The sequence below is a fragment of the Frigoribacterium sp. VKM Ac-2836 genome (genome assembly GCF_013248995.1).
In the GTDB taxonomy this organism is placed as follows: domain Bacteria; phylum Actinomycetota; class Actinomycetes; order Actinomycetales; family Microbacteriaceae; genus Frigoribacterium.
This window is the reverse complement of the sequence record NZ_JABRPK010000002.1, coordinates 866,750-880,009: the sequence shown is the minus strand read 5'-3', so window position 1 is coordinate 880,009 and position 13,260 is coordinate 866,750. Positions and strand designations below refer to the sequence as shown.

The 13,260-nt window shown below is 71.8% G+C and carries 12 protein-coding genes; 4 read left to right on the top strand and 8 right to left on the bottom strand.

The window, feature by feature from the left end; translation table 11 throughout:
- Positions 1-143: 143 nt before the first annotated feature.
- On the top strand, positions 144-1,238 hold the full coding sequence (gene moaA / locus HRF36_RS10515) for a GTP 3',8-cyclase MoaA (protein WP_173209550.1): 1,095 nt from the start codon (positions 144-146) through the stop codon (positions 1,236-1,238).
- Position 1,239: 1 nt separating this feature from the next.
- The gene (locus tag HRF36_RS10510; RefSeq protein ID WP_173209548.1) at positions 1,240-1,557 is read left to right on the top strand and encodes a MoaD/ThiS family protein; all 318 of its coding nucleotides are present in this window, start codon (positions 1,240-1,242) and stop codon (positions 1,555-1,557) included.
- Positions 1,558-1,568: 11 nt separating this feature from the next.
- On the opposite strand, the gene HRF36_RS10505 is transcribed toward HRF36_RS10510, so the two are convergent.
- On the bottom strand, positions 1,569-2,852 hold the full coding sequence (locus HRF36_RS10505) for a ThiF family adenylyltransferase (protein WP_173209546.1): 1,284 nt from the start codon (positions 2,850-2,852) through the stop codon (positions 1,569-1,571).
- Here HRF36_RS10505 and HRF36_RS10500 point away from each other — a divergent pair.
- A complete protein-coding gene (locus HRF36_RS10500) occupies positions 2,851-4,518 on the top strand; it encodes a glycosyltransferase family 39 protein (protein WP_173209544.1) in 1,668 nt (555 codons plus the stop codon). The genes HRF36_RS10505 and HRF36_RS10500 overlap by 2 nt on opposite strands.
- 30 nt (positions 4,519-4,548) lie before the next feature.
- On the opposite strand, the gene HRF36_RS10495 is transcribed toward HRF36_RS10500, so the two are convergent.
- From HRF36_RS10495 to rsmI, 7 genes are all read right to left on the bottom strand, one after another.
- On the bottom strand, positions 4,549-5,487 hold the full coding sequence (locus HRF36_RS10495; protein WP_173209542.1) for a 4-(cytidine 5'-diphospho)-2-C-methyl-D-erythritol kinase: 939 nt from the start codon (positions 5,485-5,487) through the stop codon (positions 4,549-4,551).
- Between the two features lie 13 nt (positions 5,488-5,500).
- Positions 5,501-6,097 (bottom strand): hypothetical protein, encoded by a 597-nt coding sequence (locus tag HRF36_RS10490; protein WP_173209540.1) that lies wholly within the window; start codon positions 6,095-6,097, stop codon positions 5,501-5,503.
- A gap of 3 nt (positions 6,098-6,100) precedes the next feature.
- Positions 6,101-7,003 carry a 16S rRNA (adenine(1518)-N(6)/adenine(1519)-N(6))-dimethyltransferase RsmA gene (rsmA, locus tag HRF36_RS10485; RefSeq protein ID WP_173209538.1) on the bottom strand — a complete coding sequence of 301 codons (903 nt, stop codon included), beginning with the start codon at positions 7,001-7,003 and terminating at the stop codon, positions 6,101-6,103.
- Complete coding sequence (locus HRF36_RS10480) at positions 7,003-7,950, bottom strand: TatD family hydrolase (protein WP_173209536.1); 948 nt, start codon at positions 7,948-7,950, stop codon at positions 7,003-7,005. The genes rsmA and HRF36_RS10480 overlap by 1 nt, the downstream gene beginning before the upstream one ends.
- Positions 7,947-9,515: a methionine--tRNA ligase gene (metG, locus tag HRF36_RS10475; protein WP_173209534.1), complete on the bottom strand. Its 1,569-nt coding sequence runs from the start codon at positions 9,513-9,515 to the stop codon at positions 7,947-7,949. The genes HRF36_RS10480 and metG overlap by 4 nt, the downstream gene beginning before the upstream one ends.
- 96 nt (positions 9,516-9,611) lie before the next feature.
- Positions 9,612-10,604: an NADP-dependent oxidoreductase gene (locus HRF36_RS10470; protein ID WP_173209532.1), complete on the bottom strand. Its 993-nt coding sequence runs from the start codon at positions 10,602-10,604 to the stop codon at positions 9,612-9,614.
- A 93-nt stretch (positions 10,605-10,697) separates the two neighbouring features.
- Positions 10,698-11,525: a 16S rRNA (cytidine(1402)-2'-O)-methyltransferase gene (gene rsmI / locus HRF36_RS10465; RefSeq protein WP_173209530.1), complete on the bottom strand. Its 828-nt coding sequence runs from the start codon at positions 11,523-11,525 to the stop codon at positions 10,698-10,700.
- Between the two features lie 46 nt (positions 11,526-11,571).
- Here rsmI and HRF36_RS10460 point away from each other — a divergent pair, with 46 nt between their 5' ends.
- Entirely contained in the window at positions 11,572-13,239 is a 1,668-nt protein-coding gene (locus HRF36_RS10460) for a dolichyl-phosphate-mannose--protein mannosyltransferase (protein WP_173209527.1), read from the top strand.
- The last annotated feature ends 21 nt before the right edge of the window (positions 13,240-13,260 follow it).

The following is a 13,260-nucleotide window of genomic DNA, read 5'->3' as shown; positions in this document are numbered from 1 at the left end:
TCCGAATGCGCGGAGACGCTCGTCGGGTGGAGGTCTCCGGACACCTCATGGCCCCCTCGTGGCGCGCGCCAGAGGACGAACGGAGGCGCAGGTCACGAAAGATGGACACCGCGCGTTCGGCCCCGCGGGCTTAACCTCGACGGATGACCGTCTCGCTCGGACTGCCCACCATGCCCGGGAGGGCCTCCGCCGACGCCCTGCTGCCGCCCCGGCCGTCGAGCGATGCCGCACCGGGGCTGCTCGACCGCTTCGGCCGCACCGCCACCGACCTGCGCGTCTCGTTGACGGACAAGTGCAACCTGCGCTGCACCTACTGCATGCCGGCCGAAGGCCTGCCGGCCCTCCCCCGCGAGCAGGCTCTGGACGCCGACGAGATCGTGCGCTTGGTCGGCATCGGCGTCCGAGACCTCGGCATCCGACAGGTGCGCTTCACCGGGGGCGAGCCTCTGCTGCGCGCCGACCTGATCGACATCGTTCGACGGGTCGCCGCCATCGAACCGCGGCCCGAGGTCTCGCTGACCACGAACGCCATCGGCCTGGCGCACCGGGCACAGGCCCTCGCCGACGCGGGGCTCGACCGCGTGAACGTGTCACTCGACTCGCTGCACGCCGAGACGTTCATGAAGGTCTCCCGACGGCCGTTCCTCGACAAGGTGCTCGCCGGGGTCGACGCCGCCGCCGCCGCCGGCCTCACCCCGGTCAAGATCAACGCCGTGCTGCTGCCGGGCGTCAACGACCACGAAGCACCCGACCTGCTCGCCTGGGCGCTGCGCGGCGGCCACGAGCTGCGGTTCATCGAGCAGATGCCGTTGGACGCCGACCGCAGCTGGGACCGCGCCTCCTTCGTCACCTCGCGCGACATCCACTCGCTGATCGCCACCCGCTTCGATCTGAGCCCCGCCGACGTCGAACGCGACGGCGCACCCGCCGAGCTGTTCGACGCCGTCGGTCGGGGCGACGACGCCGGTCTGACCGGCCGGGTCGGCATCATCGCCTCGGTCAGCGAGCCGTTCTGCGCCGACTGCCGCCGAACCCGCATGACCGCCGAGGGCGGCATCCGCAGCTGCCTGTTCAGCGGCGGCGAGACCGGCCTGCGCGATCTGTTGCGCAGCGGGGCCGGCGACGACGAGCTCGCGGACGCGTGGCGTGGCGCCATGTGGGCCAAGCCCTCGGGCCACGGCATCGACGACCCCGACTTCGTGCAACCCGAACGCACCATGAGCGCCATCGGAGGCTGACGTGACCACCACCCACCCCGACACCACCGTCGAGGGCACCGCCCCGACCGCCGTCTCGGCCACGCTGCGCTTCTTCGCGGCGGCCCGCACCGCGGTGGGCCGCGACGACCAGCGCGTGGACGTCCCCGCCGGCGAACGCCCCACGATCGGGCGACTCCTGACCGAGGTCCGCCCCGTCGAAGGCGTGTCGGCCGCGGACTTCCGCGACGTGCTGCTGCGCTGCTCGTTCCTCGTGGACGGCCTCACGACACGTGACCGCGAGCAGCTCGTGCCCGACGGCACGGTGATCGACGTCATGCCTCCCTTCGCGGGCGGCTGAGCGCTGCCCGACTAGGGTCGCGTGGGCGTCCCCTGGGCGAGCTGCCAACCGAGCATGCCGCCGTGCAGGACCGACACGTCGAACCCGTCGCCCGCCAGCAGGTCGGCGGCGGCCCGGGCGCGTGGGCCCCGGGCACAGTAGACGACCACCCGGTGACCGGCGTCGAGTTCGGGCCGCTGACGCGTTCGCGTGCCGTATCCGGGCGCCTGCACGTCGCCGGCGATGTGGGCGAAGTCGTGCTCGTCGACCTCTCGCACGTCGAGCAGGGTGAAGGTGGTGTCACCGGCCGTGCGCGCCTCCAGCAGGGCCGACAGCTCGTCGGCGTCGACGTCGGGCCCGACGCTGCGACCGCGCGCCGGCGCGTCGACGGTGGTCGCCTGCGCCCCCGCGACCGAGGACGAGGAGGCGCGGCGCGCGGCGTTCACCGTGGCCCGGGCCTCGACCCGGTGCGGCGCTCGCGCCAGCCGGCTCTCGCGCCAGGTGCCACCCAGGGCGTCGACGGTCACGACTCGTCCGAGCAGGGGCTCGCCCAGCCCGGTGAGCAGCTTCACGGCCTCGCCGGCCATGCCCGCGCCCACCGTTCCGCACAGTGGCCCGAGGACGCCGACGTCGGCACAGGACTCGTCCCAGCCCGACGCGGGCGGGGCGGGGTGCAGGTCGCGGTAGTCGACGGCACGGCCGTCGGGGGCGTCGTCCCAGAAGACGCTGAACTGACCGTCCCACCGGTTGACGCTGCCCCAGACGACCGGCAGGCCCCGCGCGGCCGCCGCGTCCGCCACGAGGTAGCAGGTGTCGAAGGAGTCGCTGCCGTCGACCACCAGGTCGTAGTCGTCCAGCAGGTCGGCGGTGCGCTCGGTCAGCCGGAACGGGTGGGCGACGACGGTCACGTCGGGGTTGGCGGCGCGCACCCAGTCGGCGGCGGCGCGAGCCTTGGGGAAGCCCACCTGGTCGGGCCGGAACAGCACCTGGCGCTGTAGGTTCGACAGGTCGACGGCATCGTCGTCGACGATTCCCAGGGTTCCCACACCCGAGGCTGCGAGATATTGGATGACCGGCGCGCCCAGCCCGCCGGCACCGACCACCAGCACCCTCGACGCCGTCAGGCGCCCCTGGGAGCCCAGACCGAACCCCGGCAGACGGACGCTCCGCGAGTAGCGTTCGCCCTCGGCGGGGTCGCCGTCGCGTCCACCGTCGCGCGCGTCGGCACCGTGCGCACCACCGTCGCGCACGGCCGCCCCGTGCGCGTCACCACCGTGTCGCGCGCGAGATCCGCCGAGAGGGGGAAGAGACGACATGACGAACCTCCTGCATCCGGCCGACGGTCGATCGACCGCGCCCACTGTATCCACGACTCCCGGGTCCGGTCGGGGCACGACCCTCGCGCGCCTCCGACACTGGCGTCACCTGGACGCCCTGCTGATCGGCGTGCTGGCCGCCGCGATCTCGGGCGCCTTCCTCTGGGTGCCGTCCGTCTGGTACGACGAGGCCGCCACGGTCATCTCGGCCACGCGCAGCTGGGGCCAGCTCTGGCAGATGATCCAGAACGTCGACCTGGTGCACGCCACCTACTACGCGTTCATGCACCTCTGGTTCGACGTGTTCCCGTACTCGCCCGTCACGCTGCGGGTGCCCAGCACGATCGCCACGGGACTGGCCGCCGCCTTCACGGTCGTTCTCGCCCGCAGCCTGGCCGATCGGAGGACGGCCGTCGTCGCCGGCCTGCTGTTCTGCCTGATCCCCCGCGTGACCTGGATGGGCGGCGAGGGTCGCTCGTACGCCTTCTCGGCGCTGTTCGCCGTCGCCCTGACCCTCGTGCTCGTCACCGCCTCGCGCCGCACCGCACAGGTGGGCGAGACCCGCACCCGAGCGTCGGCGGTGCGCTGGTGGGTCGCCTACGCCGTGCTCGCCGTGGTCGCGGTGCTGTTCTTCCTGTACGTCGCCTTCGTCGTGGTGGGGCACGGCGTCACCATGCTTTTGCAGTGGCGACGCGAGCGACGCCTCCGCGCCTCCTACGGGTCGGTGGCCGCGTCGCGGGACGCGGCGGCTCCGGTGTCGTCCGTCGGCGGTCCACACGGCGCCCGTAGTTCGTTCGTCGGCTGGTTCGCCGGTGCCGCCGTCGCCGGGCTCGCGAGCCTGCCCGTCGTGTACTTCACCTCCGAGCAGAGCGGCCAGGTCGGCTGGCTCGACCGACCGAGCTTCGCCACGATCGACCAGGTGCTGACCACGCAGTGGTTCTACCAGAACGACCGCTTCGCCGTCTTCGGCTGGATGTTGGTCGTCGCCAGCCTGGTCGTCGTGGCCGCCGGTCTCGTGCCCCGGGCCCGGGGCCTCGTCGCGGTCGTCCTGCCGTGGATGATCGTCCCCACCGTCGGACTCGTCGGCGTCTCGCTCGTGACCGAGCCGCTCTACTCGCCGCGTTACCTGACCTTCGGCACCCCGGCCGTCGCGATCATGATGGCCGTCGCCGTGGCCGCCGTCCCCTGGCGGCGCGTGATCGCGCTGGTGCTGCTGCTCGCCCTGACACTCACCGCCCCGACCTGGGAGCGCCAGCGGCAGCCCGAGGCCAAGGACTCGGCGGCCTGGAACCAGGTGGCCGACCTCGTCAGCGAGCAACGGGCTCTCGAACCCGCCGGCACGGACGAGGGCGTCGTCTTCGGCCCCGTACGTCGGCATCCGAAGGCCACCTCGCGCATCATCGAGCACACCTACCCCGCGGCGTTCGAGGGCATGTCCGACTTCACGCTCGAGACGCCCGCGGCCGAGACGGGGGGCCTGTGGGAGGTCCAGTACCCGCTCGAGGACGTCATCGACCGCACGGACGACCTCGACGTGGTCTGGCTGATCACGAGCGACAAGCAGGACTGGCGCCCCCGCGTCACCGCCGACCTCGCCGCGAAAGGCTTCCACGTCGCCGACGAGTGGCACCTCACCCGCACGAACGTGCTCAGATACGAGCGGTGAGCGCCGCGAGGCGACGCGGGGACCGCGGGCCTAGTCGGTGACGACGCGGGCGCCGTGCACGGGGCCCGTGGCCCGAACGACCGTGAGGCGGGCGGCACTCAGGGCGATCTGCAGCTCGAGCGCGCCGTCGAGGTCGGGCGCGAGGAACGCCACGGTCGGACCGGAACCCGACACGATGCCCGCCAGGGCACCGTTGCCCTCACCGAGCTCGAGGACGTCGGCCAGGCCCGGCTGCAGGTGCAGCGCGGGCGCCTGGAGGTCGTTGTGCATGGTGTCGGCCAGCATGCCCGCGTCGCCGGCCCGAAGGGCCTGGAGGACGCCGGCGTCGACCACGGGGTGCCGCACGGACCGAATCTCGCTCTGGTGTCGTAGCCGGTGGGCATCGAGTTCGTCGTAGACGCGGGGGGTCGAGAGGCCGACGTCGGCCACGGCGAGCACCCACTGGAACTGCCCCTTGGCCAATGCCGGAGAGAGCTCGTCGCCTCGACCGGTGCCGATCGCGGTGCCACCCGCGAACGCGAAGGGGACGTCCGCGCCGAGGCGGGCCGAGAGCCTGAGCAGTTCATCGCGACCGACCCCGGTGCCCCAGAGGGTGTCGCACGCGAGCAGCGTGGCGGCCGCATCGGCCGAACCGCCCCCCATGCCGCCGGCGACCGGCACGGCCTTGTCGACGCTCAGCGCGACTCCCCCGGTGTAGCCGGTCGTCTCGGCCAACAGGCGCGCGGCTCTGATCGCGAGGTTGGAGTCGTCGGTCGGCACACCCGACACGTCGATCGACGAGCCAGCCGTGACGTCGATGGTGAAACCGTCGGCGTGTCGGGCGCGCACGTCTTCGTAGAGGGACACGGCCTGGTAGGCGGTGGCGAGATCGTGGTAGCCGTCGTCCTGCAGATCGCCGACGGCGAGGAAGACGTTGATCTTGCCCGGTGCACGCGTGTGGACCACGAGCGGGGCGGCCACGGACGTCATGGTTCCAACCTAGTCAGTTCTGGCGATCGGTCATGACGCCGAACGCCCGCGTCAAGCCCTCTTTCACGGGCTGCACGCGTTCGGGCAGCCGGAGGTCGCCCTGCACCAGCGAGACCGAGCACTTCGGGCCGTCCGTCGACACCACCCGGAGGCGCAGGGTCTCCCCGTGCGCGAGGGTCCAGTCCGCGGTCGGTCGCGTCGCCGACCGGACGACCGTCTCGGGCCGGCCCCCGGCGTACCGGGCGAAGCGGTCCACGGCGAGGTCGAAGAGTTCGAGCGCTCCGCCCCGCAGGCTGCGGCCGACGGTGACCGCGTAGCTGCCGTCGGGCTGACGCCCCGGCGGCTCGACGCCGCGTTCTTGCTCGTAGCGCACCGTGATGCCTTCGGCCCACCACGGCACGACCTCGAACTCGTCGACCAGGAGGCGCGCGATCTGTTCGTGGGACAGTCGTGTCGCCCCCGCGGCGTCGAGCAGCGTGAACCATTCGGCCGCACTGCGCCCCGTGCCCGACCCGAGGCGTGCGTCGCTGAGCCGTGGCTCGCCGGCTCCGCCGTCACCCGCGCTCGAACCGACGGGCACCCCACCGGAACCACGCGTGCGTCGAGGCACGACTCAGCCGGCTCCGCTCTCGTCGACGTGCAGCACCGAGGCGACGGACGCCCCGGCGAGGGCCTCGAGGTCGCTGCCCCGTGCCACGGCGAGGAAGTCGTCGACGGTGAGCTGCTCGCCCCGCTGTGTCGGAGCGAGACCGGCGCGTTCGAGGGCCTCGGACGCCGCGGCGGACGAGCCGTAGAGGCTGGACAGCGACTGGCGCAGCATCTTGCGTCGCTGCTGGAACGCGGCGTCGACGAGCGCGAACGTCGCCCGGCGTTCGAGCTCGTCGCCGCGGGCCGTCTTCCGGTCGAAGGCGACGAGGATGCTGTCGACGTTGGGAACCGGCCAGAACACCTGGCGGCTGACCTGACCCGCGGCGCGGAACTCGCCGTACCAGGCGGCCTTGATGCTCGGGCCGCCGTAGACCTTCGAGCCCGGCTCGGCGGCGAGCCGCAGACCGACCTCGGCCTGCACCATGACCAGCCCGTGCTCGAGGCCGCCGAAGTGCTCGAGGAAGTGCAGCAGCACCGGCACGCTGACGTTGTAGGGCAGGTTCGCGACGAGGTGGGTGGGCTCGTGGGGCAGGGTCGTCACCCGCAGGGCGTCGTCGACGACGACGGTGAGGTCGGCCGCGGGTTGCAGCTGCGCGACGGTCTTGGGCAGCTGTTCGGCGAGGCGTTTGTCGATCTCGACGGCCACCACCTTGGCACCCGCCTCGAGCAGGCCCAGGGTGAGCGAACCGAGTCCGGGGCCGATCTCGACGACGGTCATGCCGGCGGAGACGCCCGACGCGGCGACGATGCGACGCACCGTGTTGGCGTCGTGGACGAAGTTCTGCCCGAGCTTCTTGGTCGGCTGCACGCCGAGCAGGTCGGCGAGGTCGCGGATCTCGGCGGGGCCGAGCAGGGTGGCGCGCGACATCAGCCCTCGACCGTCACGGGCTCGCTGTCCCAGGTGCCGTAGACCAGCTCGGTCGTGGACGAGATCTGGGCGGCGAGCATCGACACGTCGGTGCCGATCGTCTCGGCCATCGACCGGAGCGTGAAGGGGATCAGGTACGGCGCGTTGGGGCGGCCCCGGTAGGGCACCGGCGTCAGGTAGGGCGCGTCGGTCTCGACCATGACGAGGTTGCGCGGCAGCTGCACGAGGGCGTCCCGCAGGGGTTGGGCGTTCTTGAACGTCACCGTGCCGGCGAAGGAGGCGTACCAGCCGTTCTCGGCCAGGATGCTCGCCAGCTCGGAGCCACCGCTGAAGCAGTGGAAGACGGTGCGCTCGGGCGCGCCCACCTCGAGCAGCAGGTCGACGACGTCGTCGTGGGCGTCGCGGTCGTGGATCTGCAGGGCGAGGCCGTGACGCTTGGCGATCTCGATGTGCCCGCGGAAAGCCTCGAGTTGGGCGGCCCGGCCGTCCTCGCCGGTGCGGAAGAAGTCGAGTCCGGTCTCGCCGACGGCTCGCACCCGCGGTCGGGCCGCGAGCTCGTCGAGCTCGGCCAGGGCGTCGTCGAGGGTGCCGGCGGCGGCCAGGGCGGGGGCTTCGTTCGGGTGGACCGCGACGGCGGCGAGCACCCGGGGCTCGCGACTGGCGATCTCGGCCGACCAGCGGGACGTCTCGAGGTCGGTGCCGACCTGCACGACACCCCGCACACCGACGGCCGAGGCGCGGTCGAGGTGCTCGCGGTAGTCCAGGGGGCCGTCGCCGTCGTCCCCGACACCGTCGGCGATCTCGAGGTGCGTGTGGTTGTCGTAGACCGGCACGACGAGCGGCTGCGGAGGCGCGGGGTAGGTCAGGTCGCGCTTCTGGCCGTCCCCGCCCGAGGAGCGATGCCGGACGTGCGTGGCCGGGTCGCCGCCGACCGTGTCGTCGCTCATGCTGCGGGCTCGGGCTGCTCGATGCGCGGGAAGAGCCCTGCGGCGAGCGGTCGGACCTCGGGAGCGCTCGACCACTCGGCCGCCCGGTCGACGGGTTGGCTGGTCAGCTCGCCCTGTCCGATCGACTGCCACAGGGTGCGCGTGGCCGTCGGGATGAACGGCGACAGGAGCACGGTGAGGGTGCCGAGGCCCCGCAGGGCCGTGGCGAGGACGGTGGCGAGACGCTCGCGCTGCGAGGGGTCTTTCGCGATGGCCCACGGCTCTTGCTCGGTGATGTAGCCGTTCAGCTGGTCGACCAACTGCCAGATGGAGGCCAACGCCTCGTTGATCGCGAACCGGTCGATCGCCGCGTCGGCCTCGGCGGTCACGCGCAGCTCGGTCTCGCGCACGGCGAGGTCGGCCTCGGTCAGATCGCCTGCCATCGGCACGGTGCCGTCGAAGTAGCGGGTGATCATGGCCACGACCCGCGAGGCGAGGTTGCCGAACCCGTTGGCCAACTCGGCCTGGTAGCGCGCCGCGATGTCTTCCCAGCTGAAGTTGCCGTCCTGGCCGAAGGTGATGGCGCGCATGAAGTAGTAGCGGAACGCGTCCGCGCCGAAGACGTCGGTGATCTGCTGCGGGGCGATGCCCGTCAGCTTCGACTTCGACATCTTCTCGCCACCGACCAGCAGCCAGCCGTGGCCGAAGACGTTCTTCGGAACCGGCAGCCCGGCCGCCATGAGCATGGCGGGCCAGATGACGGCGTGGAAGCGCACGATGTCTTTTCCGACCAGCTGCACCGCCGGCCACCGGCGCTGGAACTCGTCGTCGTCGACGCCGTAGCCGATCGCCGTGACGTAGTTCAGCAGGGCGTCGAACCACACGTAGACCACGTGCTTCTCGTCCCAGGGCACCGTGACGCCCCAGTCGAAACTCTGCCGCGAGATCGAGAGGTCTCGCAGCCCCTGTTTGACGAACGACACGACCTCGTTGCGCACCGAGTCGGGCTGGACGAAGTCGGGCTGCGACTCGTAGAGGTCGAGCAGGCGTTGCTCGAAGTCGCTCATGCGGAAGAAGTAGTTGCTCTCTTGCAGCACCTCGACGGGGATGCTGTGGATGGCACAGACCTGCTCACCCTCGTAGGCGCCGGTGCCGGGCACGAGGTCGCTCGGTTGCTTGTACTCTTCGCAACCCACGCAGTAGAAGCCCTCGAACTCGCCCTGATAGATGAAGCCGTCGTCGTAGAGCTTCTGGAGGAACTTCTGCACGCCGGCCTCGTGGCGGGCGTCGGTGGTGCGGATGAAGTCGTCGTTGGCGATGTCGACCGTGTGCAGCAGGGGCTTCCAGGCCTCGGTGACGAGCTTGTCGGCCCACTCCTGAGGCGTGACGCCGTGGCTCGTGGCGGTGCGCAGGATCTTCTGACCGTGCTCGTCGGTGCCGGTCAGCAGCCAGGCGTCGTCACCCCGCTGACGGTGCCACCGGGCGAGCACGTCGGCTGCGACCTCGGTGTAGGCGTGACCGATGTGCGGCACGTCGTTGACGTAGAAGATGGGCGTTGCGATGAAGAAGGAGTCGCCGGCGGGCATGGGGACCATCTTAGGTGGGGGCACCGACGTGGTGACGCGACCCGCGCCTCCGGGAGCCGTCGTCGAGGACGAGGAGGCGCGGGCCGCGTCGACCGGTCAGGTCGCGTCGTGCTCTTCGGTGCGGTCGTCGGAGCCCGCCCGCTCGCCCGCGTGCTCGCCCGGGTACTCGACGACGTCCATGCCGAGCACGTACTTGCCGCGGGCGTGGCCGTCCTCGAGGTCGCGGTAGGCGTCCTTGACGTCGTCGAGGGGGAAGATGCCGTCGATCGGCACCATGATCTTGTTCGTCGAGATGAGCCCGAGCAGCTCGGACAGGACGGCCTGGCTCGTGGCCTGGGCACTGCCCTCGGCCTTGACGCCGTGCTCCTCGGCCGCCGCGAAGTCGATGATCGTGTCGATGCGCCGCGGTGCGACGCCGAGTTCGAGCGCGTACCCGACGTTGCCGTGGCCGAAGCAGTCGACGTAGGCGTCGACACCTTGCGGGGCGGCCTCACGAATGCGGTCGACGACGCCGTCGCCGTATTCGACGGGCGTCACGCCCAACTGGCGGAGGAAGTCGTGGTTGCGCTCGCTCGCGGTGCCGATCACGGTCAGGCCACCGAGGACGGCGAGCTGCGAGACCATCACGCCGACGCCACCGGCCGCGGCCGAGACGACGAGCGTGTCGCCCTCGGTCGCCTGCACCGCGCGGAGCGCGGCGTACGCGGTGGGGCCGGTCACGCTGATGCTGCCCGCGACCTCCCACGGCACGTTCTCGGGCTTGGCGACCAGCTCGTCGTGGTCGACGACGACGAACTCGGCGTGTGACGAGCGGTTCGCCCACCCGACGACCTCGTCGCCGACCGACCACTCGTCCACACCGGCTCCGACCTCGTCCACGACGCCGGCGAAGTCGGTGCCCTGCCCCGACGGGAACGCCGCCGGGAACGCGTCGTGCATCAGTCCGGCCCGGATGGCGGCCTCACCCGGGTTGAGGCCCGCCGCCTTGACGGCGACGACCACCTGACCGGCAGCCGCCTCGGGCTTCGCCACCTGCTCGACCCTGAGCTCGTCGATGTCGCCGTACTGCTCGAAACGGACCGCCTTCATGTCGTACCTCCTGATCGTGGTGGGCCGCGCCTCCTCCGGACACGCACCTCCGTCGAGCTTGCACCCGCCGCCCTGCGAGGGGTACGCGACGCCTCAAGCGCGGGGCGGGCGGGCGGCGAGGGCGGCCTGGTAGAGGTCGCGCCTCGACAGGCCGGTGGCGGCGGCCACGTCGGTGGTCGCCTCTTTCAGCCGGGTGCCGTCGGCCACGAGGGCCTGCACCTGGGCGAGTCCGGCGGCCAGGTCGACGACGCGCTCGGGGGCGCCCTCGACCACGATGCAGATCTCGCCGCGGACGCCCTCGGCCGCCCACTCGGCGAGCTCGGCCGCGCTGCCACGGCGCACCTCTTCGTGCAGCTTGGTCAGCTCGCGGCAGACCACAACCCGGCGCGAGGCCCCGAGGGCCGTCACGAGGTCGCCCAGCGAATCGGCCAGGCGGTGCGGCGACTCGAAGAACACCATGGTGCGGCGCTCGTCGGCGAGCGCGCCCAGCACGCGCAGCCGGTCGCCCTGCTTCCGCGGCAAGAAGCCCTCGAAGCTGAAGCGGTCGGTGGGCAGTCCGGAGACGGCGAGCGCGGTGAGCACCGCGGACGGGCCGGGGATCGACGTGACGGTGACGCCCGCGGCGGCCGCGGCCTCGACGAGAGGGAACCCGGGGTCGCTGATGGCGGGCATGCCGGCGTCGGTGAGCACGACCACGTCGGAGGCGCGGGCCAGCTCGACGATCTCGCCCGCCTTCTCGCGCTCGTTGTGCTCGTGCAGGGCGATCAGGCGGGGGCGGTTCTCGACGCCCAGGGCGCGCATGAGGTGGATCGCCGTGCGGGTGTCCTCGGCGGCGACGACCTCGGCGTTCGACAGCGTCTCGATCAGGCGGCGGCTGGCGTCGCCGAGGTTACCGATGGGGGTGGCGGCGAGCACGATCACCCGCCCATTGTCCCCCGGCCCCGGACCGCACAATTACGATGGCCCGATGACGACCGGGCCCGAGCGCGAATTCGACGCGCTCGTCGACACCGGCACCGCGCCTCCTGCCCGTCCGCCGGCGGTGGACACGACCGTCGTCCCCGCGAGCGAGGCTCCGCCGACCCGGCTCGACGCCTGGTGGGGTCGCGTGCTGCGCACCCCGACCCGGAGGCGCGTCTGGGCCTGGGCGGGCCCCCTCGCGGTCACGGTGCTCGCGGCGGTGCTGCGGCTGTGGCACCTGAACTCGCCCGCGACGCTCGTGTTCGACGAGACGTACTACGTCAAGGACGCCTGGTCCTTGTTCAACCTGGGCTACGAGGGGTCGTGGCCGGCCGACTACGACCCGACCTTCGCCGCCGGCGGGGTCGACGGGTTCCTCGCCGCACCCTCGTTCGTCGCGCACCCGCCCCTCGGCAAGTGGCTGATCGGCCTCGGCATGGCGGCGGTCGGCCCCGAGAACCCCGCGAGCTGGCGGATCAGCACGGCGATCGTGGGCGTCCTCGCAGTCGCCCTGGTGGCGGTCATCGGGTCGCTTCTGCTGCGATCGACGCTGCTCGGCACGCTGGCGGGGTTCTTCCTCGCGATCGACGGGCACGCGATCGTCCTGTCGCGGGTGGCGCTGCTCGACAACTTCGTCATGTTCTTCGGCCTGCTGGCCTTCGCGGCGGTGCTGCTCGACCGCCGGCAGAGCGCGAGGCGGCTCGAGGCCTGGCGGGCGAGGAGGCGCGGTGCCGGTCGCGACATCGCCTGGGGTCCCGCGCTCTGGGCGCGTCCCTGGCTGGTGACGGCCGGGCTGATGTGCGGGCTGGCGACGGCCGTCAAGTGGAACGGCCTGTACTTCCTGGCGTTCTTCGCGGTCTACACGGTCGTGGTCGACATGCTGGCCCGCCGCCGGGCCGGGGTGGAGTTCTGGCTGTCGGGCACGCTCTTCAAGCAGGCGCCGGTGAGCTTCCTGCTCACCGTGCCCATCGCCGTGGTGGCCTACCTCGCGAGCTGGACCGGCTGGTTCGTGACGTCGGGCGGCTACTACCGCAGCTGGGTCGAGGAGGGCGGCACCCGGTGGACGGGCGCCCTGGCCTGGGTGCCCGACGTCGTGCAGAACTTCTGGCACTACCAAGCAGGCGTGTACGGCTTCAACGTCGGCCTGCACACCCCCCACGCGTACCAGGCGAACCCGCTCACCTGGCTGCTGATGCTGCGACCGACGAGCATGTACTACCAGGGGTTCGACGAGGGCCAGGGCGGCTGCGACGTGGCCCGGTGCGGCGAGGCGATCACCTCGGTCGCCAATCCGCTGATCTGGTACGCGGCGGTCGCGGCCTGCCTGTACCTCGTCTACCGCGTGGTCAGGTACCGCGAATGGCGGTACGGGGCGATCCTCGTCGGCGTCGCGGCGGCCTACCTGCCCTGGCTCGCGTTCACCGACCGGACGGTGTTCCAGTTCTACACGATCGCCTTCGAGCCCTACCTCGTGCTCGGCCTGGCGGCGGTGCTCGGCATCGTCCTCGGCCGGCGCACCGACGACCGGTCCCGGCGACTCAGCGGCATCGGCGTCACGACGATCGTGGTCGTGGTCGCCGTGGCGGTGTCGGTCTTCTTCTACCCCCTGTGGACGGCCCAGCTCGAGGACTGGGAGTTCATCCGGCTGCACTACTGGGTCCCCAGCTGGAAGTGACCGCAGGAGGCGCGGGTCGGC

What these genes read in the sequence shown, in the direction of transcription:
- rsmA (WP_173209538.1), bottom strand. Translation starts at nt 7,003, where the DNA reads ATGTCGCGCGCCACCCTGCTCGGCCCCGCCGAGATCCGCGACCTCGCC.
- HRF36_RS10495 (WP_173209542.1), bottom strand. Translation starts at nt 5,487, where the DNA reads ATGACGTCCGTGGCCGCCCCGCTCGTGGTCCACACGCGTGCACCGGGC.
- HRF36_RS10500 (WP_173209544.1), top strand. Translation starts at nt 2,851, where the DNA reads ATGACGAACCTCCTGCATCCGGCCGACGGTCGATCGACCGCGCCCACT.
- HRF36_RS10505 (WP_173209546.1), bottom strand. Translation starts at nt 2,852, where the DNA reads ATGTCGTCTCTTCCCCCTCTCGGCGGATCTCGCGCGCGACACGGTGGT.
- metG (WP_173209534.1), bottom strand. Translation starts at nt 9,515, where the DNA reads ATGCCCGCCGGCGACTCCTTCTTCATCGCAACGCCCATCTTCTACGTC.
- moaA (WP_173209550.1), top strand. Translation starts at nt 144, where the DNA reads ATGACCGTCTCGCTCGGACTGCCCACCATGCCCGGGAGGGCCTCCGCC.
- HRF36_RS10470 (WP_173209532.1), bottom strand. Translation starts at nt 10,604, where the DNA reads ATGAAGGCGGTCCGTTTCGAGCAGTACGGCGACATCGACGAGCTCAGG.
- HRF36_RS10460 (WP_173209527.1), top strand. Translation starts at nt 11,572, where the DNA reads ATGACGACCGGGCCCGAGCGCGAATTCGACGCGCTCGTCGACACCGGC.
- HRF36_RS10480 (WP_173209536.1), bottom strand. Translation starts at nt 7,950, where the DNA reads ATGAGCGACGACACGGTCGGCGGCGACCCGGCCACGCACGTCCGGCAT.